Source organism: Pseudomonas paraeruginosa (genome assembly GCF_003025345.2).
In the GTDB taxonomy this organism is placed as follows: Bacteria; Pseudomonadota; Gammaproteobacteria; order Pseudomonadales; family Pseudomonadaceae; genus Pseudomonas; species Pseudomonas paraeruginosa.
Window position 1 is genome coordinate 809,675 of sequence record NZ_CP020560.1, and the last position, 26,183, is coordinate 835,857.

At 68.2% G+C, this 26,183-nt stretch carries 20 protein-coding genes; 7 read left to right on the forward strand and 13 right to left on the reverse strand.

The window, feature by feature from the left end; all coding sequences use genetic code 11:
* Positions 1 to 46 precede the first annotated feature (46 nt).
* Positions 47 to 1,924, forward strand: coding sequence for a sigma-54-dependent Fis family transcriptional regulator (locus B7D75_RS03960; RefSeq protein WP_058129418.1), 1,878 nt, complete (start codon positions 47 to 49; stop codon positions 1,922 to 1,924).
* A 205-nt stretch (positions 1,925 to 2,129) separates the two neighbouring features.
* A complete protein-coding gene (locus B7D75_RS03965) occupies positions 2,130 to 2,741 on the forward strand; it encodes a LysE family translocator (RefSeq protein WP_107113755.1) in 612 nt (203 codons plus the stop codon).
* Here the strand turns inward: B7D75_RS03965 and B7D75_RS03970 are convergent.
* The 6 genes from B7D75_RS03970 to B7D75_RS03995 all read right to left on the reverse strand — a co-directional run bounded on the left by B7D75_RS03970 (position 2,728) and on the right by B7D75_RS03995 (position 11,557).
* Positions 2,728 to 3,618, reverse strand: coding sequence for a LysR family transcriptional regulator (locus B7D75_RS03970; RefSeq protein WP_058135543.1), 891 nt, complete (start codon positions 3,616 to 3,618; stop codon positions 2,728 to 2,730). The genes B7D75_RS03965 and B7D75_RS03970 overlap by 14 nt on opposite strands.
* Positions 3,619 to 3,713: 95 nt before the next feature.
* Complete coding sequence (locus B7D75_RS03975) at positions 3,714 to 5,132, reverse strand: TolC family protein (protein ID WP_107113756.1); 1,419 nt, start codon at positions 5,130 to 5,132, stop codon at positions 3,714 to 3,716.
* Positions 5,132 to 7,291, reverse strand: coding sequence for a peptidase domain-containing ABC transporter (locus B7D75_RS03980; RefSeq protein WP_034081631.1), 2,160 nt, complete (start codon positions 7,289 to 7,291; stop codon positions 5,132 to 5,134). Before B7D75_RS03980 ends, B7D75_RS03975 begins: the two co-directional genes overlap by 1 nt.
* 9 nt (positions 7,292 to 7,300) lie before the next feature.
* Positions 7,301 to 8,557, reverse strand: coding sequence for an HlyD family secretion protein (locus tag B7D75_RS03985; RefSeq protein WP_079741046.1), 1,257 nt, complete (start codon positions 8,555 to 8,557; stop codon positions 7,301 to 7,303).
* A gap of 787 nt (positions 8,558 to 9,344) precedes the next feature.
* The gene (locus tag B7D75_RS03990) at positions 9,345 to 11,132 is read right to left on the reverse strand and encodes a cholesterol oxidase substrate-binding domain-containing protein (RefSeq protein WP_012074298.1); all 1,788 of its coding nucleotides are present in this window, start codon (positions 11,130 to 11,132) and stop codon (positions 9,345 to 9,347) included.
* Between the two features lie 125 nt (positions 11,133 to 11,257).
* Positions 11,258 to 11,557, reverse strand: a complete 300-nt coding sequence (locus B7D75_RS03995) for a hypothetical protein (protein ID WP_003157161.1) — start codon at positions 11,555 to 11,557, stop codon at positions 11,258 to 11,260.
* A gap of 745 nt (positions 11,558 to 12,302) precedes the next feature.
* On the opposite strand from B7D75_RS03995, the gene tyrS reads away from it, so the two are divergent.
* Positions 12,303 to 13,541, forward strand: a complete 1,239-nt coding sequence (gene tyrS / locus B7D75_RS04000; RefSeq protein WP_107113757.1) for a tyrosine--tRNA ligase — start codon at positions 12,303 to 12,305, stop codon at positions 13,539 to 13,541.
* A 29-nt stretch (positions 13,542 to 13,570) separates the two neighbouring features.
* Here the strand turns inward: tyrS and B7D75_RS04005 are convergent, their stop codons facing one another.
* Positions 13,571 to 14,827, reverse strand: a complete 1,257-nt coding sequence (locus B7D75_RS04005; RefSeq protein ID WP_012074302.1) for an OprD family porin — start codon at positions 14,825 to 14,827, stop codon at positions 13,571 to 13,573.
* Between the two features lie 393 nt (positions 14,828 to 15,220).
* Here B7D75_RS04005 and B7D75_RS04010 point away from each other — a divergent pair, with 393 nt between their 5' ends.
* Both B7D75_RS04010 and hpaR read left to right on the forward strand, forming a co-directional pair.
* On the forward strand, positions 15,221 to 16,429 hold the full coding sequence (locus tag B7D75_RS04010; protein WP_107113758.1) for a Bcr/CflA family multidrug efflux MFS transporter: 1,209 nt from the start codon (positions 15,221 to 15,223) through the stop codon (positions 16,427 to 16,429).
* An 85-nt stretch (positions 16,430 to 16,514) separates the two neighbouring features.
* Positions 16,515 to 16,937: a homoprotocatechuate degradation operon regulator HpaR gene (hpaR, locus tag B7D75_RS04015; RefSeq protein ID WP_012074305.1), complete on the forward strand. Its 423-nt coding sequence runs from the start codon at positions 16,515 to 16,517 to the stop codon at positions 16,935 to 16,937.
* 15 nt (positions 16,938 to 16,952) lie between these two features.
* Here hpaR and B7D75_RS04020 read toward each other — a convergent pair whose 3' ends face one another.
* The 4 genes from B7D75_RS04020 to ccoG all read right to left on the reverse strand — a co-directional run bounded on the left by B7D75_RS04020 (position 16,953) and on the right by ccoG (position 22,205).
* Positions 16,953 to 17,195: a hypothetical protein gene (locus B7D75_RS04020; protein ID WP_012074306.1), complete on the reverse strand. Its 243-nt coding sequence runs from the start codon at positions 17,193 to 17,195 to the stop codon at positions 16,953 to 16,955.
* 83 nt (positions 17,196 to 17,278) lie between these two features.
* Positions 17,279 to 18,706, reverse strand: coding sequence for a cytochrome-c oxidase, cbb3-type subunit I (ccoN, locus tag B7D75_RS04025; RefSeq protein ID WP_012074307.1), 1,428 nt, complete (start codon positions 18,704 to 18,706; stop codon positions 17,279 to 17,281).
* 264 nt (positions 18,707 to 18,970) lie between these two features.
* Complete coding sequence (gene mapR, locus B7D75_RS04030) at positions 18,971 to 20,386, reverse strand: GntR family transcriptional regulator MpaR (protein ID WP_033998400.1); 1,416 nt, start codon at positions 20,384 to 20,386, stop codon at positions 18,971 to 18,973.
* A 97-nt stretch (positions 20,387 to 20,483) separates the two neighbouring features.
* Complete coding sequence (gene ccoG / locus B7D75_RS04035; protein WP_079741047.1) at positions 20,484 to 22,205, reverse strand: cytochrome c oxidase accessory protein CcoG; 1,722 nt, start codon at positions 22,203 to 22,205, stop codon at positions 20,484 to 20,486.
* A gap of 104 nt (positions 22,206 to 22,309) precedes the next feature.
* Here ccoG and B7D75_RS04040 point away from each other — a divergent pair, with 104 nt between their 5' ends.
* Together B7D75_RS04040 and B7D75_RS04045 are read left to right on the forward strand one after the other, a co-directional pair.
* Positions 22,310 to 23,983, forward strand: coding sequence for a nitrite/sulfite reductase (locus B7D75_RS04040; RefSeq protein WP_107113759.1), 1,674 nt, complete (start codon positions 22,310 to 22,312; stop codon positions 23,981 to 23,983).
* Positions 23,980 to 24,468, forward strand: coding sequence for a DUF934 domain-containing protein (locus B7D75_RS04045; protein ID WP_107113760.1), 489 nt, complete (start codon positions 23,980 to 23,982; stop codon positions 24,466 to 24,468). Before B7D75_RS04040 ends, B7D75_RS04045 begins: the two co-directional genes overlap by 4 nt.
* Positions 24,469 to 24,556: 88 nt before the next feature.
* Here B7D75_RS04045 and hpaI read toward each other — a convergent pair whose 3' ends face one another.
* Both hpaI and hpaH read right to left on the reverse strand, forming a co-directional pair.
* Positions 24,557 to 25,363 (reverse strand): 4-hydroxy-2-oxoheptanedioate aldolase, encoded by an 807-nt coding sequence (gene hpaI / locus B7D75_RS04050; protein WP_053813374.1) that lies wholly within the window; start codon positions 25,361 to 25,363, stop codon positions 24,557 to 24,559.
* Positions 25,364 to 25,375: 12 nt separating this feature from the next.
* Positions 25,376 to 26,179, reverse strand: coding sequence for a 2-oxo-hept-4-ene-1,7-dioate hydratase (gene hpaH / locus B7D75_RS04055; protein ID WP_003157584.1), 804 nt, complete (start codon positions 26,177 to 26,179; stop codon positions 25,376 to 25,378).
* Positions 26,180 to 26,183: the final 4 nt, after the last annotated feature.

A 26,183-nucleotide genomic window follows, 5' to 3' on the forward strand; every position in this document is an offset into this window, starting at 1 on the left:
GCTTAATGGGCGGCACAACAACAAGATGCCGAGCAACGGAGGCCCCATGCTTTCCGCACACTCGAAGGACCATGTGGACTGTGTCAGCCGTGTCCTGAGGAACGCCGCGCGCCTGCCGCAGGCGCCGGTGCCGACGCCGATCCTCGACTCCTGGCGGCGCTCCATGGAGCAGCACCGTCTCGACCCCGGTTCCCTGCAAGGACCGCGGATCCTCTCGCAGACCCTCCTCGACGAATGCCGCGAGCGTTCCGAACTGTTCCTGCGCATCGCCAGCGAAGAGGTGGCGCGACTGCATGGACGGGTGCGCGATGCCGACTATTGCGTACTGCTCACCGATGCCCAGGGGCGGACCATCGACTACCGTGTCGAGTCGACCATCCGCAACGACTGCCGCAAGGCCGGGCTGTACCTCGGCACCTGCTGGTCGGAAGGCGAGGAGGGCACCTGCGGGGTGGCCGCCGTGCTCACCGACCGGGCGCCGGTGACGGTGCACAAGCGCGACCACTTCCGCGCCGCCTTCATCGACCTGACCTGTTCCGCGGCGCCGGTCTTCGATCCGCAGGGCGAGTTGCTCGGCGTGCTCGACGTTTCCGCCGTGCAATCGCCGGACGACCGCCGCAGCCAGCACCTGATCCGGCAGATGGTGGCGCAGAGCGCGCGGGAGATCGAGAACGCCTTCTTCATGCACAGCGCCCAGGGCCATTGGGTGCTGCGCGCGCACCGCGCGCCGGGCTATGTCGACAGCCAGCCGGACTACCTGTTCGCCTGGGACGCCGACGGGCGCCTGCTGGCGCTGAACCCGGCGGCGCGGCACTTCCTGCGGCAGCGCCTGGGGCGGTTGCCGGGCCACATCGGCGAAGTGTTCGACCTCGATGCCCTGCATGCCGCCGCCGACCAGGCGCCGTGTCTGCTGCGCGGCCAGGCCGGCGAACTGCACGTGCGCCTCAGCGCGCCGCGGGTGAAGGCGCGGCGGCTGGAGCGCGAAGTGGCCGCTGACACAGCGCTCGATCCGCGCATCGCCGAGAGCCTGCGCCTGGCGGTGCGGGTCAAGGACCGCAACCTGCCGGTGCTGATCCAGGGCGAGACCGGCGCCGGCAAGGAGGTCTTCGCCCGCCAGTTGCACCAGGCCAGCGCCCGCCGCGACAAACCCTTCGTCGCGCTGAACTGCGCGGCGATTCCCGAAAGCCTGATCGAGAGCGAGCTGTTCGGTTATGTCGCCGGGGCTTTCACCGGCGCGGCGGCGAAAGGCATGCGCGGCCTGCTGCAACAGGCCGACGGCGGCACCCTGTTCCTCGACGAGATCGGCGACATGCCGCTGGGCCTGCAGACCCGCCTGCTGCGCGTGCTCGCCGAGGGCGAGGTGGCGCCGCTGGGGGCGGCGCGCCGGCAGGCTGTGGATATCCAGGTGATCTGCGCCACCCACCGCGACCTGGCGGCGCTGGTGGCGGCCGGCGGCTTCCGCGAGGACCTGTACTTCCGCCTCGGCGGCGCGCGCTTCGAGCTGCCGCCGCTGCGCGAACGCAGCGACCGGCTGGCGCTGATCCGGCGCATCCTCGACGAGGAAACCGCGCACTGCGGCGTGCGCATCGAACTCGGCGAGGCGGCGCTGGAGTGCCTGCTCGGCTACCGTTGGCCAGGCAACGTCCGCCAGCTGCGCCATGTGCTGCGCTACGCCTGCGCGCTGTGTGGCGGACCCACCCTGCAACTCGCCGACCTGCCGGCGGAGCTGCGCGGCGCCGGCCAGGCTCCGGTCAATCCGGTGGAGAGCGGCGGTGGCCCGGAACGCGACGCGTTGCTCGACGCCCTCGTGCGGCATCGCTGGAAACCCCTGGCCGCAGCCCGTGAGCTGGGCATCTCGCGCGCGACCCTGTATCGGCGGGTGCGCCGGCATGGCATCCGCATGCCGGGCCAGGCGGGCGACTGACACGCACCTGCGGATGGCGCGGTCGTCAAGCACGGAAAATCAAAACCAGCCTTGAGTCCTGCCCCGTTAAAGCTCGGGGGCTTTCCCTGTAGCGTTCCGGGCAGCGGCGCGCCCCGTTCGGGCGCGCCCCGCCAGGAGCCTACGGAGGAACCCCGATGCCCGCCCCGCACCAGCCAGCCCGCAACCCGACCGGGGAGTTCGACCCATGCCGCTAGCCCTGCTGCTCGCCATGGGCGCGTTCTCCCTGGGCATGTCCATCTCTCCCGGCCCGGTGAGCCTGACCATCGTCGCCTCCGGCGCCAACCATGGCTTTCGCCGGACCCTGCCGTTCGTTTCCGGGGCCACCCTCGGCTTCGTCCTGCTGCTGGCGTTCGTCGGCTTCTGGTTCGTCCGCCTGATCGCGGCCTACCCGCGCTTCTTCGACTATCTGGGCGTTGCCGGAGCGGCGTTCATCGCCTATGTCGGCTACCGCATCGCCACCGCGGATCCACGCCTGGCCCTCGAGGAAAACGGGGTCCCCGGGTTCTTCCAGGGCGTGTTCCTGCAATGGCTCAATCCCAAGGCCTGGATCGCCTGCGCTTCCGGCGTGGCAATGTTCGCCAGCCCGGGCACGCACGCGCCGCTGCTGGTCTTCATGGCCATCTACCTGGTGGTCTGCTACCTCTCGCTAGCCGCCTGGGCGCTGCTCGGCGACCGCGTGGCGCTGCTGCTCGACAGCCCCCGGCGGGTGCGCCTGTTCAACCGGGCGATGGGCGCGACGCTGGTGTTCACCGCCGGCTACATGCTTTACCTGCAGTTCGCCGCTAGCCCGGGTTGAACGCGTCGTGCAGGTGCTTGATGAGGCGGTAGGCGATGCCGCTGGCGGGAACGTTCGGCGGCCACACCGCATACACCTTCAACGGCGCCAGGCGCCATTCCGGCAGCACCGCGCGCAACTCGCCGCGGCGTATCGGTTCGTCGCCCAGGTAGGTCGGCGGCGCGGCCAGGCCGACGCCGAGGCGCGCCAGGCGACAGGAGGCCTCGACACTGTCGACGCGTATCCGCGGGGTGTAGCGGACCTGCGCTTGCTCGCCGCTGGCGGCGTGCTCGAACACGCGGCTGTCGGGGCGCATGTCGAGGCCGATCCATTCCAGGCGTTCGAGGTCGCGCGGATGTTCCGGCGGCGCCTGGCGGGCGAGGAACGCCGGGCTCGCCACCACCTGGCGCGGCAGCAGGAACAGGTGGCGGGCCTTCAGCGAGCTGTCCGGCAGGTCGCCGATGCGGAAGGCGATGTCGATGCCGTCGGCGATGATGTCGTGGCGGCTGTCGTCGCAGGCGACGCTGAGATCGAGGTCCGGATGTTCCTCGATGAAGCTCGCCAGGTGACGGGTGAAGTCGCCATTGATGAACACCGCGGGTATCGAGATGCGCAGGCTGTTGCGGGTCGAGACGGCGCGCTGGCGGAACTCGATAAAGCCCTTTTCGTAGAGTTCCAGCATGGATCGCGCGGTTTCCAGCAGGCGGCTGCCATCCTGGGTCAGGGACAGCTTGCGGCTGTTGCGGTAGAGCAGCGCGCAGCCGAGGTTCCTTTCCAGCCTGGATAGATGCAGGCTGGCGGTCGCCGCGCTCAGGCCGAGCGCCTCGGCGCCGGCGGAAATGGAACCGCTCTCGGCGATGCGGGCGAATACGATCAGGTAGCGGATATCGTCGATCATGCGGGCTCTCGTCGCGGTGGCTGGGTGCATCCTGCGCGAAGGCGGCCAGCCGGACAAGCGCGAGAGATAGCGGGCGGCGGCGAACTCCGGGCGTTTCAGCGCAGGCTCCAGAAGCCCAGGCGACCCAGGCTCGCCGCCAGCCGCAGGCGCGAAGTCTGCCAGTTGCCGAGGGCGCGGATGTGCTGGTCCTCGGCGCTGGCGTAGGCGGTCAGGGCATTGAGCAGTTCGATCATGCTGCCGACCCCTGAGCGGTAGCGGCCTTGCACCACCTCCAGGCTTTGCCGCGATTGTTCGACCAGTTCGCGGGTGCGCGCCAGGCTGCGGCTCTCGACGCTGAGCGACTGGTAGTTGTTCCACACCTCCAGCGAAACCTGCTGCTCGGTGTCGGCCAGCTCCGCTTCGCTGGCTTCGCGCCGGGCCAGGGCGTTGCGGACCTGGTAGGTACGTTCGAAGCCTTCGAACAACGGGATGTTCAGTTGCAGGCCGATGCTGCGGTCGCGCCCGCGGGTATCGCCCCCGGCCGCCAGCGACTGGTCGGTGTAGCTGCGTGCCAGGTTGGCGCTCAGCGCCAGGCTCGGCCGGCCGGCGGCGCGGCTTTCCTCCACCGAGGCGGCGGCGGCCTTCAGCCGCGCCTGGGCGGCGAGCATGGCCGGATGCTCGCGGCGGGCCTCGGCGAGCATCGCGTCGATGGCCTTGACGAAGCCGGTGTCGGGCTGCGCTTCCAGTTCGCCGGAGAGATGCAGCGGGGTGTCCGGCGCCAGGCCCATGCGCAGGGCGATGACGCCCAGGGCGTTGCTCAGGGCGCCCTCGTCGCGGACCTGGGCGAGGCTCGCCTGGGACAGCGCGGTCTGCGCCTGCAGGCGGTCGGAGAGGGCGGCGGCGCCGGCCTTGTACTTGGCGTCGGCGGCCTCCAGGTTCTGCGCCGCCAGTTCCGCCACCTGTCGCGAGGCGGCCAGGCTGCGCTGGGCGGCGAGGGCGTCGTAGTAGGCCTGAGCGGCGAGGGCGAAGGTGTTCTGCAGGGTCGCGTCCTGGCTGGCGTTGGCCGCCAGCAGCAACTGCTGGGCGTTGCGCAGGGCGGCGCTGCGGCGGCCGAAATCGAACAGTACCCAGCTCAGCCCGAGGCTGGCGCTCCGTTGGCGGCGATGGCTGTCGGTGGACGGGTAGGGTGCTTCGCGGTAGTCCAGGTCGCTGTCGCTACGGCTGGCGTCGAGGCGGCCGTCCAGGCGTGGCAGGTACGCGGCCTTGCCGAGCCCGACCTGGGCCGCCTGGGCCTTGGCGTTGGCCCAGGCGAGGCGGGTCTGCGGGTCGTGGCAGAGAATCCGCTCGATGGCTTCCTCCAGGCTCAGCTCGGCCGGCGGTGGCCCGCCACGACACGGCAGGCCGCTGCCGCCGAGGTCGTAGACCGCCTGGCCGGCGACCTGGCCGGCGGTGCCGAACACGTCCGGTTCGTAGGCCGCGGCGCCGGGAACCAGGCCGAGCAGCCCGCACAACAGGCCGGCGAGCGCGCCACGCATCAGGCCTGCTCCCGCGCCGCGGCGGCCTGGCGTTCGGCCAGGCGCGCGGTGCTTTCGTCGAGCGTCACCTTGCCCTGGCCGAGGACCACCACGCGATCCGCCGAGGCGATGGTCTCGGGACGGTGGGCGACCATGATGCGGGTGATGCGCAGCGCGCGGATGGCGGCGTTGACCCGCTGTTCGCAATGCACGTCGAGGTGGCTGGTGGCTTCGTCGAGGAACAGGATGCGCGGCTTCTTGTACAGCGCCCGGGCCAGCATCACCCGCTGCTTCTGGCCGCCGGAGAGCACCGTGCCCATGTCGCCGACCAGGGTGTTGTAGCCCATCGGCATGGCCTGGATGTCGTCGTGGATCGCGGCCATCTGCGCGCACTGCAGCAGCCAGGGCAGGTCCGGCTGCGGGTCGAAGAAACTGATGTTGTCGCTGAGCGAGCCGGCGAACAGCACGTCGTCCTGCAGCACCGTGCCGACCAGTTCGCGCAGGCCGTCCAGGCCCAGCTGGGAAAGCTCCAGGCCGGCCATGCGGATCTGTCCCTCCACCGGCGGGAGGATGCCCAGCAGGACGTTGAACAGGGTGCTCTTGCCGCAGCCCGAGGGGCCGACGATGGCCACCGACTCGCCGCCGGCGATGCGCAGGTCGAGGCCGTCGAGGACCCAGGGCTCCTGGTCCGAGTAGCGGTAGCGCAGGCCCTGGATCTCGATGCTCGCCTCGCGCTCGCGGAGGTTGTCCGGGAGGGTGTCGCCGTGGTTGGCCTCCGGGGCCTGGAGGACGATGTCGGCCAGGCGCTCGCCCTGCAACTGGAGCATGCGCAGCTCGAAGAACTTGTCGATCAGGCTGCCGACGCGGCCGTCGAACTGCGACTTGTAGGCGTTGAAAGCCATCAGGATACCGACGCTGAACTGGCCGTCCATCACCATGGTCGCGCCGAGCCAGATCACCAGCAGGTTTTCCACGCCGAACAGCAGGCCGTTGAGCTGCTGGTAGAACAGTTGCAGCTTCTGCGTGCGCAGGCCGGCGTTGATCTGTTCCACCAGCAGGCCGAGCCACACCGAGCGGCGCTCGTCCTGGCGCTGGAACAGCTTCAGCGGACGGATGCCGCGCACCGTCTCGAGGAAATGGCTCTGCTGGCGTGCGGCGTGGACGATCTGCTCCTCGGTGGCGTTGCGCAGCGGGCGGTACCAGATCCACCGGCCGAGGGCGTAGAGGCTCATGGCGGCGATGGCGATGGCCGCCAGCGGCGGGCTGTAGAGCAGCATCATGGCGAGGGTGGCGAGGGTCATCAGGCCGTCCAGCACCGCCGAGAGGAAGGCCGCGGTGAGGGTCTGCTGGATGCTGTTCACCGCGCCGAAGCGCGACACCACGTCGCCCAGGTGGCGCTTCTCGAAGTACTGCGCGGGCAGGCGCAGCAGATGGCTGAAGACGTTGGCCTGCCACTGCACGCCGAGCAGGGTGCTCATGTGCATCATCACCCAGGCGCGCACCCCGCTGACCGCCTGCTGCATCAGCAGTAACAGGCCGAAGCCGATGGCCAGGGTACTGAGCAGGTCGCGGTCCTCGCTGACGATGACGTTGTCGATGGTCCATTGCAGGAAGAACGGACTGACCAGCGAGAACACTTCCAGCGCGCCGGCCAGCAGCAGGACCTGGGCCAGCGAGCGGTACAGCCCGGTGACCTTGCCGAGCATGCCCAGCAGCCTGATCCGCGGCGGCGCCTCCTGCTTCTCGAAGCCGCTCTCCGGCCACAGTTCCAGGGCCACTCCGGTGAAGCTCCGCGACACCTCATCCAGGCCCAGCCGGCGCAGGCCGTGCGCGGGGTCGTGGAGCACCACGCCACGGCCATCGACGGCCTTGAGCACGACGAAGTGATTGAAGTTCCAGTGCAGCACGCAGGGCAGCTTGAGCTTGCCCAGGTCGGCTAGCTCGAGCTTCACCGCGCGGCTGCCCAGGCCGAGGCGGTGGGCGGTGTGGATCAACTGCTTGAGGGAGATGCCCTTGAGCGATACCGAGAAGCGCCGGCGCAGTTCCATCAGACCGGTGTGGTGGCCGTGGTAGCCGGCGATCATCGCCAGGCAGGCCAGGCCGCATTCGGTGGCTTCGGTCTGCAGTACCAGCGGCAGGCGCCGGCCCAGGCGCAGGGCGAGGGTGTCGAGAAAGGCCATGGCTCGTTCCTAGAGTTTGCCGGTCAGGCTGTAGAGCGGTTCCAGCACCCACTCGTAGAGGCGCCGGGTGTCCTGGAGGATGTCGGCCTCGAGCAGCATGCCGCTCTGCAGCGGGCGCGGCTGGCCGTAGGCGGTCACCGCCTGGTCGTCGAGGGTTACCCGCAGCCGGTACAGTTGCTCGCCATCCTGGCCGAGTCCCGGTACGCCGCCGACCATGCTGGAAAGCTCGGCGTAGGAGACGCTGGCGCGGGAGATCGACCGCACCTTGCCGTGGTACTGGCCGAACTTCTGGTACGGATAGGCCTGGTAGCGGATCAGCACCGCGTCGCCCGGCCGGATGAAGCCGATGGACTTGCTCGGCGCATAGAGTTCGGCCTGCAACGGGGTGTCGGCGGGAACGATGCTCAGCAGCGGACGCGAGCTGTCGACGGTCTGCCCGGCCTCGGCGAGCACGGCGGTGGCGATGCCGCTCTCCGGCGCGGTGACCAGCAGGGTGCGCTTGGCTTCGCTTTCGGCCAGGTCCTGCTGCACCGCGCTGAGCTGGCGGCGGGTTTCCGCGAGCTGGTTGGCCTGTCGCGCGGAAAGCCCGGCGAGTTCGTTGCGGCGCTCGGTCAGTTGCTGTTCCAGCGACGTGCGCTCGCGGGCTAGTCCCTGCAGGGTCTGGCGCTGGCCGAGAAGCTCGGCCTGGCGCTGCTGCAACTGGTCCATGGAGATGTAGCCCTTGTCCATCAGCCCCTGGTAGCGCGCGGCGGCGTCGCTGGCCAGTGCCAGCAAGCGCTGCTGGCTGTCGGTCTGGGCGGCGAGGGTGGCCAGCTCGCGCTGCAGGCTGGCGACCTTGCTGGCCAGGCTGGCGCGCTCGTCGTCTTGCAGGCGGCGAAGCTTTTCCAGTTCGTCGCGCAGGGAGTCGCGGCGCTGTTCCAGCTGGCGGCTGATGCCGGCCTGCACCGGTCCGGCGTCGCTGCCGTAGCGTTCGCTGGAGAGCACCATCAGGCGCTCGCCGCGCCGTACCGCCTGGCCTTCCTCGACGAACTTGCGCAGCACGATGCCAGCTTGTGGCGCGTGCACCTTGACCTGGCCGCTGGCGGGAACCAACTGGCCGCTGACGGTGCTGCGCTTGGTGTAGCTGCCGAACAGGAAGAAGCCGACCACCAGTAGCGCCATCGCCGCGGCCAGCAGGGTGAGAAAAGTGAAGGAGACCGGGCGGATCAGCACGATCCGGCCGAGGCTGCCGGCGTGCTGGGCGTCCAGGGCTTCCTGGCGGAACAAGGGGGGACTGCTCATCGAGGGGACGTACCTCTGGCTGGAAAGGCGGCAGGCGGGTGCGGGAGGCCACGCTCTGATGATTCATGGCGCCTTCGAAGGGCGCGGAAGGAGCCCGCTCCGGAGATACCGGCTGGCGAGGGTGCCGATATTCCGGAGCCGCGACGGAACCGGTCACTATTGTTCGGAGCGGTTCCCGACCTTTCCTGAAAGTTCAGGAAACAGCCCGTTTCACAAGTTGCAACTGGAGAACTTCTCGTGCGTGTTGCATTGCACTCGAGGTGTTCGGGAAGTTCGGTGTTCAACTTGCTCTTTCAATATTGAAACTGAATCAGCAGGGCCGCGGACGGCACGGCGGAGGCGGACATACCGGCGGCATCACCGGCCGGCAGTTCCACCAGGGCCAGAAGCCCCTGGCCAGGCGGGTTCCGTCGAAGCCAGGATCGATCTCGCCTAACCCGCGCGCCTTGGCGCCGGGGAAGGAGGGGACCGGCGTTCCCCACACATCGCCGCCCGCTACGTTTTCCATCTCGCTTTCATTCAAGAGTTCCATGATTACCTCACTGGTTGATAGTAACTTTCCTTTGCGAATGAGACGCTGTCTGCATTCGGCGAGGATAATCGCTGGGAATTTGCCGGGCATGAAATAGTAGGGCTCTGAATTTTCCGGACTCCGCTTTATCAAGTTGGTTATCGGGTGTCGCACAGGAAACTGTTTATCCGAATGAATGATTCGATTCGCCACTTGGGTAATTACCGGGGTGGCGAACCGCTCAGATGCCTCCGACCTTCCTCAGGGCATCAGCCGTTCGAGCAACGGTGAACTGAACAGCCGATGCGGATCGGCTTCGTTGAGCTGGCGCACGGCGCTGTCCCAGTCGTCGCCGGCGACCAGTCCCTGGCGCAGCGACTGCGCGACCAACTGGTCGACCACCGCCGGTTCGTCCCAGGCGGCCGCGGGGCTGTAGCCCCAGCCCTTGCTCCATTCCACCCGCAGCGAGGCGTAGTCGCCGCTGAAGTGGCTGAACAGCCAGGTCTCGAACTCATGGTAGAAAGCGTTGGCCTGCGGGGTTCCGGGCAGGCTGAGGATGTCCAGCCAGATCGCCGTGTCCCATTCCGGCTGGTCCGGGCGCGGGCGGATCGCCGACAGGCTGGGAGCCTGGGCGCCGGGGACGATCGATTCGCCCGGCTGGTCGAGCCCGGTGACGCGGATCTCCACCGGCCCGTTCATCGGGTAGTGGCCGTTGGCGCGGTAGCGGTCGACCATCGCCTGGTACTGCTGGTAGAAGTCGTTGATCACCCGCTGCACGTCGCGCCGCCGGGTCAGCACCGCGTAGCCGTTGGCGGTGACGCGCAGGGTGCTGGGCTTGATGTACAGCAGCAGGTCCTTGCTCCAGCCCCACAGGTCGTAGCCCAGGGTCAGCGCCATGCCGCTCACCACCAGGTCGTACTGCAGCTTGCCGAGCAGCGGGGTGAGTTCCGGGTGGCCGGTGTTGATCGAGGCGAGCAGGTCGGAGACGACCTTGGGGATGTTGTCGGAGAACGGGTAGTTGAACGGTCCGTTCACCGCGCGGGCGCCCAGCGGGCAGCGCGGGGTCGGGGTCCAGACCTTCAGCCACGGCTTGTCGGTGAAGGGGAACCAGATGGCCTCGGCGCGTCCGCTCTTCTGCAGGAAGCTGTCGAAGGTCCGTCCGCCGCTGCCGGCGGGAGCGAACATCTCGCGGGCGGGGATGTTCACGTAGCTCTGGCAGCGCATGCGCTTGTTGACCCCGGCCTGCAGGGTCGCCTCGACGATGAAGGCGCGGCCGAGGTGGGTGAGGAACGGCGCGCAGGCCGGATCGTCGCGGCGGAAGGTCTTCAGTGCGTATTGCCCGGCGGCGCCGTCCCAGACCACCGCGGTCAGCGCCACGATGCTGTTGCTCAGGGAGCCGTAGCTCTGTCCCGGCAGGCGCGTCTCGCCCCGAGCCGGGATGCCGGTGCCGTGGCCGTCGATGGCGAGTACCCCGCCGAGGGTCAGGTCGCCGGGCGCCGGGGTGGCGACGAAGCCGAGCCTGACTCGCTCCAGCTGCTTCAGCAGTGCCTCCATGGTCACTCCGGCCTGCGCGGTGAACAGGCCGAACTCGCCCTGGGCGTCGATCTGCACGCGGGTCAGGTAGCGGCTGGTTTCCACCAGCACGATGCGGCTCTCGCAGTTCTCGCCGCCTTGCAGGAGCAGGGGGGACCAGTTGTGGCCCATGCCGCGGGGGCGCACCTTGAAACCGTTTTGCCAGGCCCAGTTGACCACCGCGAGGACTTCCTGGTTGTTGCGCGGGGCGCAGCTCCAGAGGTCGTCGGCGGCGATTTCGCCCGACCAGTTGCGGAACGCCCTGCGATACAGCTCGAGGCCGGCCGGGAAGCCCGCCGGCGCCGGGCAGCTGCTGGCGGCGGCTTCGGCCGGCTGGATGACGAAGGCCGGCGTCCAGCCGGCGAGCAGGCCGACCGCGCCGAGCGTGGCACTCTTGCCGAGAAAGTCGCGCCGCGACAGGCCGGCGGCGTCGGCAGCGGGCGAGGCGGGGGTGGTTTGCTGGATGGGGTCGTGCATGGAGGTTCTCCTGACGGGGCGTTCATCCGCCCCTTCCCGTCGTCGGGTCCTTGGCCGTCGCTGTGGCGCTCGGGCCGCTGGCTGGGGGAAAGCCCGCCCGAAAGGGAGCGGGCGGGGGCCCGGGATCAGGTCCACTCGGTGTCGTAGTGGTAGTCGATGCGGCTGGTGTCGCCGCCGAGCAGGCCGCCGATCGCGGCGACGCCCTTGAACACGCCGTAGCCGAGGGTGTCGGCCAGTTGATGGATGGGCGTCAGGCCGACGGCATTGAAGACCTTGCCGACCGAAGAGATGACCGAGGTATTGAGTACGTCGTTGGACACCTTGACCACATCGACGATGGCATCGCCGACGAAGCTGAAGAGTCCGGCGCCCGATACCTGGTCGATTTCATCGAGATTCAGTTCCTGAAGCGTGGCGAGTTGCATGGCGCTATTCCTTCATCAATCAAGTTTTGAGCGATAGCCGGCCATCTCGCGTAAATCGAAAGTTTGCGCGAAGGGGAGTTGGCTATCGGTTGCCAGCCGCTCTGGAGAGGCACTTTGCCGGCTGGTCATTAAAAATTACTGAGACGCTGGTGACGGTGTCAATGCGGGGGATTGATAGGATGAAAGTTCGATATTGGAATGGCGCCGATATTTTGTCGCTGGGGTGGAAGATGTTTTTTCGAAGGCTGCCGATAAGGTATCCGCAGGTGGTTGTTTTAGATTTTCCGGGTGTTCGGTTCAACTCGGTCTGTATTTTTACGATGCGTCGCGACAATGGCTTGCTTATGTCGTGATTTGGTTTTTCAGAAAATTTCAAGTTCCTTGCTGATAGGTTTCGCATCGTAGTAATAGCAAATTAGAGGCCTATTCAAAGTTGGGTTTTCGAAGTTGGCGAAGTGGCGTCAGAAAACCGTGTGGAGAATATTTTTCGAGCTTCTTTGCCTGGCTTCGACCTCCGCGGGGGATAATCGGCGAAGCGCCTTTGCGGCTTGACAGCACGGCGCGGGCGGGTAGAGTGCCCCGCATGAAACGCGCAGCCTTTTCCTTCGATCGTTATTACGCCTATCTGCTCCCTCATTGAGGCGGTAGGTGCGTCGCTGCATTCCCGAACCGCCCGAGGCGGCGGTCCGGTGAACCCACTCCCAACCAGTCTCCTCGGGCACCCACCGTGCCAAAGGAGATATCCGTGTCCGCCCCGACCCATCAGCAAGACCTGATCGCCCTGCTCGAAGAGCGTGGCTTCGTCCACCAGTGCACCGACCGCGAAGGCCTGGCCGCGCACCTGGCCGCCGGCCCGGTGACCGCCTACCTGGGCTTCGACGCCACCGCCGACAGCCTGCACGTCGGCCACCTGCAGGGCCTGATGCTGATGCGCTGGCTACAGCAGGCCGGGCACCGCCCGTTGCTGCTGATCGGCGGCGCCACCACCCGGATCGGCGATCCGAGCTTCCGCGATTCGAGCCGGCCGATCCTCGGCGAGGCGCAGATCCAGGCCAACATCGACGGCATCGTCCGGGTCTTCTCGCGCTACGTCGCGCTGGACGAGGGCAGCCTGGTGAACAACGCCGAGTGGCTTGACGGGGTCGGCTACCTGGAATTCCTCGACCAGGTCGGCCGGCATTTCTCGATCAACCGCCTGCTCACCTTCGACGCCATCAGGCAGCGCCTGGACCGCGAGCATTCGCTGTCGTTCCTCGAGTTCGGCTACACCCTGCTGCAGGCCTACGACTTCGTCGAACTGTCGCGCCGGCATGGCTGCACCCTGCAGCTCGGCGGCGCCGACCAGTGGGCGAACATCATCAACGGCGTGGAGCTGTCGCGGCGCCAGGGCGGCGCCCAGCTGTTCGGCCTGACCATGCCGCTGCTGGCCACCAGTGACGGACGCAAGATGGGCAAGTCGGCGCAGGGCGCGGTCTGGCTCAACGCCGAGCGGCTGGCGCCGTTCGATTTCTGGCAGTTCTGGCGCAACTGCGACGATCGCGATGTCGCTCGCTTCCTCGCCCTGTTCAGCGAATTGCCGATGGACGAGGTGCGCCGCCTGGGCGCCTTGCAGGGCGCCGAGCTGAACGAAGCGAAGGTGGTCCTGGCCAATGCCGCCACCGCCCTGGCCCACGGCGCGGACGCCGCGCGGGCCGCGGCCGATGCCGCACGCGGAGTGTTCGCCGATGGCGCGCGGGACGCCGGGCTGCCGCTCGTCAGGATCTCCCGCGAGCGCCTGGCGCAGGGCCTGTCGCTGACCGAGCTGCTGGTGGACAACGCCCTGCAAGCCTCCCGTGGCGCGGTCCGTCGTCTCGCCGCCGGCGGCGGCCTGCGCCTGGACGGCATGCCGGTCGCCGACCCGGACGCGCCGCTGACGGGTGAGGTGGATGGCCGGCGCCTGAGCCTGGGCAAGAAGCAGCACCTGCAGTTGCGCCTCGATGACTGAGGAACTCGCGGCCCCGGGCGGGCCGCGTTTCACCAGAGCTTCAGGGTGTAGTTGACGATCAGGCGGTTCTCGTCCAGGTCCGTGCCGTAGCGACTGCGGTAGGTGACGTTGCGCCATTTCAGCGCGACGCTCTTCAGCGGCCCGCTCTGGATCACATAGGACAGGTCGCTGTTGCGCTCCCACTCGCTGTCGTCGGCGCGGCCGGCGCCGCGCTCGATGTCACGGCCCTGCACATAGCGGGTCATGAAGTTCAGGCCGGGCAGGCCGAGGCCGGCGAAGTCGTAGTCGTAGCGCAGCTGCCAGGATTTCTCCTGCGGCCGGGTGAAGGTCTGGTAGGTCATCAGGTTGGCCACGTAGGGTGGGGTGTAGCCGTTGAGCACCGGGAAGGCGTCGTTGCCGATCATCTTCTGCAAGCCGACGCCGAAGGCATGGGCGCCGGCGCGCAGGGTGAACATGCCGTTGAGATTGCGGTTGTCCACCGGCCCGGAGATCGCCGCGCCGTCCGCGTCGCTGTCGAAGAAGCGCAGGTCGCTGCGCAGCGAGAGGCCTTCGCCCAGCGGCAGGCTGTGCAGCAGGCCGAGGTAATGCTGCTGGTAGATGTCCTTCAGCTGACCGTAGTAGTAGCTGGCGCTGAGCCGCGGGGTGAGGGCATAGGTCGCCCCGGCGAGGTTGAACTCGTCGCTGGCGTGGGCCTTGTCGCGGCCCATGATGTACATGTCGTCGCTGCCGGCCGATTCGCGGGTGCGCGATTTCCACAACTGGCCGGCGCTGAGGGTCAGGCCGTCGAACTCGCTGGAGGTCAGCAGCGCGCCGTCGAAGGTCTGCGGCAGCAGGCGCATGTCGTCGCGGAACACCACCGGCAGTTGCGGCATGAGGATGCCGACCTGCAGCAGGGTCTTCGAGTGGCGCAGCTTGGCGGTCAGGCCGAGGTGGCTGTAATCGTCCACCGGTTGCTTCGAGTTCGGTCCGAACGGCAGCGTGCCGTCGTTGCTGCGTCCGCGTCCCGAGTCGAGCTTGACGCCGAGCAGCCCGGTGGCGTCCAGGCCGACGCCCAGCGGTCCCTCGCTGAAGCCCGATTGCAGGCGCAGGACGAAGCCCTGCGACCAGTTGCCGGCCTGCGCCTGGGGCGCGGCGTGCTGGCGGTAGTCGCGCAACTGGTAGAAGTTGCGCAGGTCGAGGTGGGCGCTGCTGTCCGCGAGGAATTCCGCCTGCGCGGCGAGGGGCAGGAGGCCGAGGCCGAGCGCGTAGCCGCGCCAGGCGTGCGGCCGGGGGCTTGCCGTGATCATCGATTCTTCCCTTGGTTGTTGTTCTTGTAGGTCTGGGTGACGCCGATTGCACGGCGAGTTCTATCATATTGTTAACTTGTTAATGAAGTGCTGGCGATCCTGCCCGGAAGCGGTGGTCGGGACGAGGTTGGAAAAAAGCGTTTCCTCGTGGGCTTCCGCTGCCGGCATGCAAGGGGCGCCGTCTCTTGCCGCCGCCAGGGCGCGCGGATCGTGGCCAGCATGGTTTTCGTGGTTTCGTTAACCTGTTAACGTTGTGCCGCCGGCGCGGTCGAAGGCGAACGACGTCGCGCCACCGGGATTTCCCGGGCGCCGGCATTGAATCCCTGCGCGCGCGGGTATTGCCTGGAGGCAACGGCCATGGGCCGGGACAGCGAAGAAGAAAGGAGCGAGGGCATGCCGGCGAGTGCAGCGAAGAACCATCCCGGGGGCGCCGGACGCCACCTGTTGCCGCTGTTGTCGGCGCTGGTGGCGTTCGGCCCCTTGTCGATCGACATGTACCTGCCGAGCCTGCCGGCGATCGCCGCCGACCTCGGCGCCAGCGATGCGCAGGTGCAGCGGAGCATCAGCGGTTTCCTGGTCGGCTTCTGCGTCGGCATGCTGTTCTACGGGCCGTTGTCCGACCGTTTCGGCCGGCGCCCGGTGCTGCTCGCCGGGATCGCCCTGTACCTGGCCAGCAGCCTGGCCTGCGCCCTGGCCGGCAGCGCCGGGCAACTGCTGTCGCTGCGGGTGCTCCAGGCTCTCGGCGGAGGTGCCGCCTCGGTACTGGCGCGAGCCATGGTGCGCGACCTCTATCCGCTGGACGAGGCCGCGCGGATGCTGGCGCTGATGCATCTGGTGACCATGCTGGCGCCGTTGGCCGCGCCGCTGCTCGGCGGCTACCTGATGCTCTGGGCCGGCTGGCGCGCGCTGTTCGTGGCCCTCGCGCTGTTCGCCGGGCTCTGCCTGCTGGCGGTCTGGCGGGTCGCCGAAAGCCATCCGCCGGAGCGCCGCGGCGGCAGCCTTGCCCAGGCCTTCCTCGCCTACGGGCGGCTGCTCGGCGACCGTCGCGCGCTGGGCTACGTGCTGTGCATGGGCCTGGCGTTCGCCGGAATGTTCGCCTACATCAGCGCCGCGCCCTTCGTGTTCATCGAGCACTTCGGCGTGCCGGCGGAGCGCTTCGGCTGGTTCTTCGGCCTGAACATCCTCGGCGTGATGCTCGCCACCTGGAGCAGCGCGCGCCTGGTGCGTCGCCTCGGCCCGCGACCGCTGCTGCTGACCGGCAGCCTGCTGGCGTGCGTCTCCGGCCTGTTCCTGCTGGCCCATGCCGCGCTCGGCGAGCCGGGCGGATTGTGGGCGCTGGTGCCGGGACTGCTGTGCTTCGTCAGCGTCACCGGCCTGCTCGGGGCCAACTGCATCGCCAGCCTGCTGGCGTTGTATCCCGGGCAGGCCGGGGCGGCGTCGGCGGTGGCGGTGTCCGGCCAGTTCGGCCTCGGCTGCCTGGCCAGCCTGGCGGTCGGCTGGCTGGCGTTGCCGGGCGTGCTGCCGATGGCGCTGGTGATGGCCATCTGCGGCATCGGCAGCCTGCTGGCGCTGGGCCTTGCGCTATTGCACGGAGGCCGTTGATTTCCTGCTGCATGCCCGCATGCAGTCTGTGTTTTTTCCGCTACTCTTCTGCACTTTCGAAACCAGCCATCCAAGCTCGGACCCTATGTCGACGCCAAGACCCTCCCTGACCCTGACCCTGTTGCAGGCTCGCGAAGCCGCGATGAGTTTCTTCCGCCCCTCCCTCAACCAGCATGGCCTTACCGAGCAGCAGTGGCGGGTGATCCGCATCCTGCGCCAGCAAGGCGAGATGGAGAGCTATCAGTTGGCCAACCAGGCCTGCATCCTGCGCCCGAGCATGACCGGCGTGCTGGCGCGCCTGGAGCGCGACGGCATCGTGCGGCGCTGGAAGGCGCCCAAGGACCAGCGGCGGGTCTACGTGAACCTGACCGAGAAGGGCCAGCAGTGCTTCGTCTCGATGAGCGGTGACATGGAGAAGAACTACCAGCGCATCCAGGAGCGGTTCGGCGAGGACAAGCTCGCGCAGCTACTCGATCTGCTCAACGAACTGAAGAAGATCAAGCCCTGAGGCGACTGGCAGGCGTCATGCCGGCCAGTCCTTGTCCCAGTGCCGGCAATCGCCCTGGCAGCGACCGGGGCAGCCGCAGCCGGTGCGGCTCCTGCCGGTTTCCCGCTCGACCCGGCGGGCCACTTCCTCGTCGTCGGCGAACGGCAGCATGCTCGCCTGGTCCAGGGTCTTGGCGTGGCGCAGGCTCCAGTGCACGCCGAAGAACAGCACGGCGACCGCCAGCAGCTCCGGCAGGAGCTCGCTCCAACTGAATTCCATGATGATTCTCCTCGTCGGTTGACGAACCTTGCCCGCAGCGTGGCGGGCGAGGTCCGGGGAGGGAAGGGACGCGCCGTCGCGATTCAGGCCATGCGGGCCGCCGCGAGGACTCCTTCCGGGCGCGCCTGGCGCACCGTGCGCCAGGTGTTGTAGCTCATCAGCAGCATGCCGGTGAGGAAGAACCCGCCGCCGACCAGGCGCACGATGAAGCCCGGGTGGCTGGCCACCAGGGACTCGACGAACGAGTAGGTCAGCGTGCCGTCCTCGTTGACCGCGCGCCACATCAGGCCCTGGGTGATGCCGTTGACCCACAGCGAGGCGATGTACAGCACGGTGCCGATGGTGGCCAGCCAGAAGTGCGCGTTGATCAGGCCGACGCTGTGCATCTTCTCCACCCCGTAGACCTTGGGAATCAGGTGGTAGAGCGAGCCGATGGTGATCATCGCCACCCAGCCGAGGGCGCCGGCATGGACGTGGCCGATGGTCCAGTCGGTGTAGTGGGAAAGGGCGTTGACGGTCTTGATCGCCATCATCGGGCCTTCGAAGGTGGACATGCCGTAGAACGCCAGGGAGACCACCAGGAAGCGCAGGATCGGGTCGTCGCGCAGCTTATGCCAGGCGCCGGAGAGGGTCATCATGCCGTTGATCATGCCGCCCCAGCTCGGCGCCAGGAGGATCAGCGACATCACCATGCCCAGCGACTGCGCCCAGTCCGGCAGCGCGGTGTAGTGCAGGTGGTGCGGGCCGGCCCAGATGTACAGGGTGATCAGCGCCCAGAAGTGGACGATGGACAGCCGGTAGGAGTAGACCGGGCGCCCGGCCTGCTTGGGCACGAAGTAGTACATCATGCCGAGGAAGCCGGTGGTCAGGAAGAAGCCCACCGCGTTGTGCCCGTACCACCACTGGACCATGGCGTCGGTGGCGCCGGAGTACATCGAGTAGGACTTGAACCAGCTCACCGGCAGCGACATGTGGTTGACGATGTGCAGCATCGCGGTGGTCAGGATGAACGAGCCGAAGAACCAGTTGCCGACATAGATGTGCCTGACCTTGCGCTTGAGCAGGGTGCCGAAGAACACCACCGCGTAGGCGACCCAGACGATCGCCAGCCAGACCGCGCCGGTGAACTCGATCTCGGCGTATTCCTTGGTGGTGGTGTTGCCCAGCGGCAGGCTGATCAGCAGGATCACCGCCACCGCCTGCCAGCCCCAGAAGGTGAAGGCCGCCAGGGTATCGGAGAACAGTCGTACCTGGCAGGTGCGCTGCACCGTGTAGTAGCTGGTGGCGAACAGCGCGCAGCCACCGAAGGCGAAGATCACCAGGTTGGTGTGCAGCGGCCGCAGGCGGCCGAAGCTGGTCCAGGGCAGGTCGAAGTTCATCTGGGGCCAGACCAGCTGCGAGGCGATGAGTACGCCCAACCCCATGCCGATCACGCCCCATACCACGGTCATGATGGCGAACTGGCGAACCACCTTGTAGTTGTAGGCAGGTTCCGTCGTTGCTTTGTTCATCTGTACAGTCCCGAAAGAAAGGAACAGCCGGCGACCGCCGTCGAGGGGGGAGACGGGGCGCCGGCCGGAGCCTGCAATCTAAGGGCTGGGGCGGGGGTAAAACAGCTTCAGGTCGATATGGAATTTGGGTATCAGATGCGGCAGGAGAATGCGTTCGCGCAGGGCGGCGGCGCATACCGGGATGGGGGGACGCGAGCCGATCAGGGCGGATAACCGCGTGCGGTTATCCGCCCTACACCGGGGTGGCTTTCCGTCTGCGGGGCGTCATCCCGCCAGCGACTGGGCGATCCGCCCGAGGGTTTCCATCGCCTTCTCCTGCCGCGCGCTCCACGGATGCCCGTAGTTGAGCCGGGCACAGTGGGCGAAACGGCGGGTGGCGGAGAAGATCGGCCCTGGGGCGAGGCTGATGCCCTGGGCCAGGGCCAGTTGGAACAGGCGCAGCGAATCGACCGCCTCGGGCAGTTCCAGCCAGAGGAAATAGCCGCCGCTCGGGCGGCTGACCCGGGTCTGCTCGGGGAAGTAGCGCGCCACCGCCGCGAGCATGGCGTTCTGCTGGGTTTCCAGGGCGTAGCGCAGCTTGCGCAGGTGGCGATCGTAGCCGCCGTGCTGGAGATAGTCGGCGATGGCCGCCTGGGCCGGGATCGACGCCGACAGGCTGGTCATCAGCTTCAGCCGCTCGATCTGCTCGGCATAGCGCCCGCCGGCCACCCAGCCGACCCGGTAGCCCGGCGCCAGGCTCTTGGAGAAGGAGCTGCAGTGCATCACCAGGCCTTCCTGGTCGTAGGCCTTGACCGGCTTCGGCGCCTGCTGGCCGAAGTACAGCTCGGCGTAGACGTCGTCCTCGATCATCGGCACCTGGTGGCGCGCCAGCAGTTCGGCGAGGGCGCGTTTCTTCTCGTCGTCCATGCTCGCGCCCATCGGGTTCTGGAAGTTGCTCATGAACCAGCAGGCTTTGATCGGCAGGCGCTGCAGACTGTCGGCGAGCACTTCCAGGTCGATGCCCTCGCGCGGGTGCACGGGGATCTCCACCGCCTTCAGCTTCAGCCGTTCCAGCACCTGCAGGGTGGCATAGAACGCCGGCGCCTCGATGGCCACCAGGTCGCCGGGACGGGTGACCACCTGCAGGCAGAGGTTGAGCGCCTCCAGCGCGCCATTGCTGATCACCAGCTCTTCCACCGGCAGCAGCAGGCCGCCGACCATGTAGCGCAGCGCGATCTGCCGGCGCAGGCCGTGGTTGCCGGGGGTCATGTCGGCGACCACCGACTGCGGGTCCATGTCGCGCACCGCGTGGGCCATGGAGCGCGCCAGGCGCGGCAGGGGGAACAGCTGCGGGCTGGGGAAGGCCGAACCGAAGGGCACGGTGTCCGGGTCCTTGATCGAGCTGAGCACGGAGAACACCAGCTCGCTGACGTCGACCTCGGTGGCGTCGGCCTGGCGCGGGCTGATCTCCGGTTCCGGCAGCGGCCGTTGCACGTGCTGGCAGACGAAGTAGCCGGAGCGCGCGCGGGCCATGATCAGCCCGCGGCTTTCCAGCAGGTAGTAGGCCTGGAACACGGTGGACGCGCTGACCCCATAGGTGCGGCTGGCGTGCCGCACCGAAGGCACCTTCTGCCCGGGGGCGAGGACGCCGGTACGGATCAGCTCGGCAATCTCGTCGGCGAATTTCTCGTAGCGCTTCATCTTGTCCTGGCCGCTGTCCTGGCTGGCCGTGGGCACGGCCGCTGGCGCCCACTCTATGCGCGCCGAGACCGTGTTGTCATGCCTCATCGCGGCCTCCTCAGCGCGCCGGCGAAACGAAGGTGCTGGTGCTGCCGACCGCCAGCCCCGGGTCGTCGATGCCGCGCAGGCTGAACGCCAGCGGTTGCGAGCCGGCCCTGGCGCGTTCGGCGGTGGAGGCCACCGACACCGGGAAGTCGAGGATCTCGCCGGGCTTCAGGCTCAGGATGTGCTCGCCCTGCAGGCGGAACTCCGGCGCGTCGTCGAGTTGCAGGCGGTAGCGCTGTGGCTGCTGGGTCTTGTTGATGACCTTGAGGGTGTAGATGTTCTCGATCTGCCCGGCGGCGTTCTCGCGGAACAGCCCACGGTCGCGGGTCACGTCCAGCGAGGCCAGCGGGCGGGCATCCAGGGCGACGACGAAGGCGCCGATCATCGCCAGCATCACCGCCGCGTAGCCGACCAGGCGCGGACGCAGGAAGCGGGTCCTGCCACCTTCCAGGGCGCGTTCCGAGGTGTAGCGCACCAGGCCGCGTTCGTAGCCCATCTTGTCCATGATCGAGTCGCAGGCGTCGACGCAGGCGGCGCAGCCGATGCAGGCGATCTGCAGGCCGTCGCGGATGTCGATGCCGGTCGGGCAGACCTGCACGCATTGCTGGCAGTCGATGCAGTCGCCGAGCCCCTGGGCGCGCGGATCGCTGCCTTTCTTGCGGGCGCCGCGCGATTCGCCGCGGGCGGCGTCGTAGGAAACGATCAGGGTGTCCTTGTCGAACATCACGCTCTGGAAGCGCGAGTAGGGGCACATGTGGATGCACACCTGCTCGCGCAGCCAGCCGGCGTTGACATAGGTGGCGGCGGTGAAGAACAGCACCCAGAACAGGCTTTCCAGGTCCAGCTGGAAGCTGAACAGGTCGGCCACCAGCGGCCGTACCGGGGTGAAGTAGCCGATGAAGGTGATCGCGGTGACCAGGCTGACCCCCAGCCACAGCGCGTGCTTGGCGGTCTTGCGCAGGAGCTTGGCGGCGCTCGCCGGGCCCTGGTCGAGCTTGATCCGCGCGTTGCGGTCGCCCTCGGTGACCTTCTCGCACCACATGAACACCCAGGTCCATACGCTCTGCGGGCAGGTGTAGCCGCACCAGACGCGGCCGGCGAACACGGTGATGAAGAACAGGCCGAAGGCGGCGATGATCAGCAGCGCCGAGAGCAGGATGAAGTCCTGCGGCCAGAAGGTCGCGCCGAAGATGTAGAACTTGCGCTCGGGCAGGTCCCAGAGCACCGCCTGGCGGCCGTTCCAGTTCAACCACAGGGTGCCGAAGAACAGCAGGAACAGCAGGCCGCCGCCGAGCCGGCGGAAATTGCGGAACAGACCGGTGAAGCTGCGGGTGTAGATCGGGCCGTTCACCGCCGACGGCAGTTTGCCGGGCGCGGGCGGCTGTTTCGACGGAGCGGCCGGTGCGGCGGGCTCGACCTGGATCGCGGGAATTCTTTCGCTCATTTTTCGTAGGCCCATCAGGCTGGAGAGGCGGTTGCGACTATAGGAACCGGCTGATGGGCGAAACAGCGGCAGATCGAGCGGGAAAAACCGTATCAGATGCCTCCGCAAAGCGCCGGCCCAGCGTTGCCGCGGGTTGCCGGGCGACTTCGGGCAGTACAGATATGCGCCCCGTGGCAACCGGTCGCAGGCGGCGCGAATTCGCCGCCGTCGGCCATCTGATGTGTTTTTTTCGGCGGAATCTGCCGCTGTTTCGCTGTCTGTACGCAGGCGATAGTGGACGCCAGTGAACACCGGCCCATCCTGTCGCCAGAAACAGGGGCGCAGCCGGTCCCCGGTTTCTTCGCCCGCACCCTGCCCGTCCTCGGTGGAGAAACCCTGTCGATGAGGGCTTTGCGATGTACCAGTACGACGAATACGACCAGGCGCTGGTGAGCGAGCGGGTGGCGCAGTTCCGCGACCAGATCGCCCGCCGCCTTGGCGGCGAACTGAGCGAGGAGGAGTTCCTCCCGCTGCGCCTGCAGAACGGCCTTTACCTGCAGAAGCATGCCTACATGCTGCGCGTGGCGATTCCCTACGGCACCCTGTCGGCGCCGCAGTTGCGCGCCCTGGCGCATGTCGCCCGGCGGTACGATCGCGGCTACGGCCACTTCACCACGCGGCAGAACATCCAGTTCAACTGGATCGAACTGGAGCAGGTCGGCGACATCCTCGAACATCTCGCCGGCGCGCAGATGCACGCGATCCAGACCTCCGGCAACTGCGTGCGCAACATCACCACCGAAGCCTTCGCCGGGGTCGCCGCGGACGAGTGGACCGACCCGCGGCCGCTGGCCGAGATCCTGCGCCAGTGGTCGACGGTGAACCCGGAGTTCCTGTTCCTGCCGCGCAAGTTCAAGATCGCCCTCAGCTCGGCGGTGGAGGACCGCGCCGCGGTGCAGATGCACGACATCGGCCTGTACCTCTACCGCCACGCCGAGGACGGCGAGCTGCGCCTGAGGGTGCTGGTCGGCGGCGGCCTGGGACGCACGCCGATGCTCGGCCAGGTGATCCGCGACGACCTGCCCTGGCAGCACCTGCTGTCCTACGTCGAGGCGATCCTGCGGGTCTACAACCGCCACGGCCGGCGCGACAACAAGTACAAGGCGCGGATCAAGATCCTGGTCAAGGCGCTGGGCATCGAGGCCTTCGCCCGCGAGGTGGAGGAAGAGTGGCAGCACCTGCGCGACGGCCCGGCGCAACTGACCGCCGAGGAGTGCCAGCGGGTCGCCGAGCGTTTCGTATTGCCGCGCTACCTGGCCCCGGCCGGCGGCGAGCTGGCCTACGGCAGCGCCCGCGCGGCCGATCCGGCGTTCGCCCGCTGGGCCTCGCGCAACGTCCAGGCGAACAAGGTGCCGGGCTATGCCTCGGTGGTGCTGTCGACCAAACCCGGCGCCAGCGCGCCGCCCGGCGACGTCACCGCGGAACAGATGGAGCGGGTCGCCGACTGGGCCGAGCGCTACGGCTTCGGCGAGATCCGCGTGGCCCACGAACAGAACCTGGTGCTGCCCGACGTGCGCCTGGAGCACCTCCACGCGCTCTGGCTCGAAGCCTGCGCCGCGGGCCTGGGCACGCCGAACCAGGGTCTGCTCAGCGACATCATCGCCTGCCCCGGCGGCGACTACTGCGCGCTGGCCAACGCCAAGTCGATCCCCATCGCCCAGGGCATCCAGCAGCGCTTCGAGGACCTCGACCACCTGCACGACATCGGCGAGCTGAGCCTGAACATCTCCGGCTGCATGAACGCCTGCGGCCACCACCATATCGGCAACATCGGCATCCTCGGCGTCGACAAGAACGGCAGCGAGTGGTACCAGGTCACCCTCGGCGGCGCCCAGGGCAAGGACAGCGCGCTGGGCAAGGTGATCGGCCCGTCGTTCAGCGCCGCCGAGGTGCCGGCGGTGATCGAGCGGATCGTCGAGACCTTCATCGACCTGCGGGTCGGCCCGGAGCGCTTCATCGACACCTTCAACCGGGTCGGCCTGGAGCCGTTCAAGGCCCGGGTCTACGCCAGGACGGAGGAACCGGCATGAACAACCTGATCCGTTTGCGCGATGGCGTCGCCGAGGTCTGCCGCGAGGATCCCTGGCAACTCCTGCGCGAGGTGCCCGATGCGCTGCCGCCGGGGCCGCTGCTGTTGCCGCTGGCGGCGTGGCTGGAGCGCCGTGGCGAGGGCGGATCCGTGGCGCCCTGGCTGGCGCCGGACGACGAGGTGGAGGTGCTGTTGCCGTACTTCGCCGAGCTGCCGCTGATCGCCGTCGACTTTCCCAGCTTCCGCGATGGCCGTGGCTACAGCCTGGCCTACCTGCTGCGCGTGCGCCTGGGCTGGAGCGGCGAATTGCGCGCGGTGGGCGACGTGTTGCGCGACCAGCTCAGCCACATGCGCCAGTGTGGCTTCGATGCCTTCGCGGTGCGCGAGGACAAGAACGTCGAGGACGCGCTCAAGGGGCTGGCCGGGCTGAGCGTGCTCTATGGCCGCTCGGCGATCGAGCCGCGACCGTTGTTCCGCCGGCGCTAAGCACAGGCTTTGCGGACTGGGCCGCTGCCTGGCCGCAATCTCGGTCGTCCCCTCTCCCGCAAGCGGGAGAGGGGATAGGGCGCGGCCTTCAGCCGTAGACCGAGGAAGCGGCGGACGGCGCCGGCGCGCCGCCCTTGAAACGCCCGGCCAGTTCGCGCAGCGAACGCATCAGCAGGCTGGTGTCCACGCCCACCGCGACGAACGCGCAGCCCAGCTCCAGGTAGCGCCGCGCCAGCGCCTCGTCGGCGGAGAGGATGCCGGCGGCCTTGCCGGCCGCGCGGATGCGGCGGATGGCGTCCTCGATCGCCGCCTGCACCTCGGGGTGGCCGGGATTGCCGCGATGACCCATGGCTGCGCTGAGGTCGGCCGGACCGATGAACACGCCGTCGACGCCATCGACGGCGGCGATCGCGTCGAGGTTGGCCAGGCCCTCCAGGTTTTCCACCTGGACCAGCAGGCACATCTGCTCGTCGGCGTGGTCGAGGTACTCCGCCACGCTGTTCCAGCGCGAGGCCCGGGCCAGCGCGCTGCCGACCCCGCGCACGCCCGCTGGCGGATAGCGCACGGCGCGCACCAGCCCTTCGGCCTGGGCGGCGCTGTCCACCATCGGCACCAGCAGGGTCTGCACGCCGATGTCGAGCAGTTGCTTGATCAGCGCGGTGTCGCCCTGCACCGGGCGGATCACCGGCTGGCCGGGGTAGGGGGCCAGCGCCTGCAACTGGCCGAGCAGGCTGCGCAGGTCGTTGGGCGCGTGCTCGCCGTCCAGCAGCAGCCAGTCGAAGCCGGCGTTGGCGGCCAGTTCCGCGCAGTAGGGATCGGCCAGGCCGAGCCACAGTCCGATCTGCGCCTCGCCGCCGCGCAGGCGTTGCTTGAAGCGATTGACGGGCAGGTCCATGGAAATGCCTCCTCAGACGAAACGGCAGGAGATGCTGCCGAGCAAGTCGTAGTCGACGTGGAAGGTGTCCCCCGGCGCGGCCGCCACCGGACGGGTGAAGGAGCCGCCGAGGATCACCTGGCCGGCCTCCAGGCAGACGCCGTGGGGCGCCAGCTTGTTGGCCAGCCAGGCGACGCCCTTGGCCGGGTGGTTGAGCACCGCGGCGGAGACCCCGGACTCTTCGATCACGCCGTTGCGGTAGAGGATCGCCGGCACCCGCCGCAGGTCGATCTCGCCCGGCCGCACGGCGCGGCCGCCCATCACCACGCCGGCGTTGGCGGCGTTGTCGGAGATGGTGTCGAAGACCTTGCGCGTGACTTTCGTCTGCGGATCGACCTGCTGGATGCGCGCATCGATGATCTCCAGCGCCGGGATCACCCACTCGGTGGCCTCGAGCACGTCGAACAGGGTGCAGCCCGGCCCCTTCAGCGGCTTGCCGAGGATGAACGCCAGCTCCACCTCGACCCGCGGCACGATGAAGCGCTGGAAGGGGATATCGCTGCCCTCCTCGAAGAACATGTCGTCGAGCAGGGCGCCATAGTCCGGTTCGCTGATATTCGACGAGACCTGCATGGCGCGCGAGGTCAGGCCGATCTTGTGGCCCTTGAGCACGCGCCCGTCGGCGATCTTGCGCTCGACCCAGGCGCGCTGGATGGCGTAGGCGTCCTCGATGGCGATGTCCGGGTAGTCGAGGGAGAACTGCCTTACCTGCTGGCGCGAGCGCTCGGCGGCGTCGAGGCGGTTGGCGGCGTCCTGGATCAGGCGGGGATCGAGCATGGTC

Excerpts from the sequence above, each read along its gene's own strand:
- B7D75_RS03975 (WP_107113756.1), bottom strand. The coding sequence starts at position 5,132 with ATGCGTGGCGCGCTCGCCGGCCTGTTGTGCGGGCTGCTCGGCCTGGTT.
- B7D75_RS03965 (WP_107113755.1), top strand. The coding sequence starts at position 2,130 with ATGCCGCTAGCCCTGCTGCTCGCCATGGGCGCGTTCTCCCTGGGCATG.
- ccoN (WP_012074307.1), bottom strand. The coding sequence starts at position 18,706 with ATGAACAAAGCAACGACGGAACCTGCCTACAACTACAAGGTGGTTCGC.
- B7D75_RS03990 (WP_012074298.1), bottom strand. The coding sequence starts at position 11,132 with ATGCACGACCCCATCCAGCAAACCACCCCCGCCTCGCCCGCTGCCGAC.
- B7D75_RS04005 (WP_012074302.1), bottom strand. The coding sequence starts at position 14,827 with ATGATCACGGCAAGCCCCCGGCCGCACGCCTGGCGCGGCTACGCGCTC.
- B7D75_RS03995 (WP_003157161.1), bottom strand. The coding sequence starts at position 11,557 with ATGCAACTCGCCACGCTTCAGGAACTGAATCTCGATGAAATCGACCAG.
- B7D75_RS03980 (WP_034081631.1), bottom strand. The coding sequence starts at position 7,291 with ATGGCCTTTCTCGACACCCTCGCCCTGCGCCTGGGCCGGCGCCTGCCG.
- hpaH (WP_003157584.1), bottom strand. The coding sequence starts at position 26,179 with ATGCTCGATCCCCGCCTGATCCAGGACGCCGCCAACCGCCTCGACGCC.
- hpaI (WP_053813374.1), bottom strand. The coding sequence starts at position 25,363 with ATGGACCTGCCCGTCAATCGCTTCAAGCAACGCCTGCGCGGCGGCGAG.
- B7D75_RS04045 (WP_107113760.1), top strand. The coding sequence starts at position 23,980 with ATGAACAACCTGATCCGTTTGCGCGATGGCGTCGCCGAGGTCTGCCGC.
- B7D75_RS03960 (WP_058129418.1), top strand. The coding sequence starts at position 47 with ATGCTTTCCGCACACTCGAAGGACCATGTGGACTGTGTCAGCCGTGTC.
- B7D75_RS04040 (WP_107113759.1), top strand. The coding sequence starts at position 22,310 with ATGTACCAGTACGACGAATACGACCAGGCGCTGGTGAGCGAGCGGGTG.
- B7D75_RS04020 (WP_012074306.1), bottom strand. The coding sequence starts at position 17,195 with ATGGAATTCAGTTGGAGCGAGCTCCTGCCGGAGCTGCTGGCGGTCGCC.
- B7D75_RS04010 (WP_107113758.1), top strand. The coding sequence starts at position 15,221 with ATGCCGGCGAGTGCAGCGAAGAACCATCCCGGGGGCGCCGGACGCCAC.
- mapR (WP_033998400.1), bottom strand. The coding sequence starts at position 20,386 with ATGAAGCGCTACGAGAAATTCGCCGACGAGATTGCCGAGCTGATCCGT.
- hpaR (WP_012074305.1), top strand. The coding sequence starts at position 16,515 with ATGTCGACGCCAAGACCCTCCCTGACCCTGACCCTGTTGCAGGCTCGC.
- B7D75_RS03970 (WP_058135543.1), bottom strand. The coding sequence starts at position 3,618 with ATGATCGACGATATCCGCTACCTGATCGTATTCGCCCGCATCGCCGAG.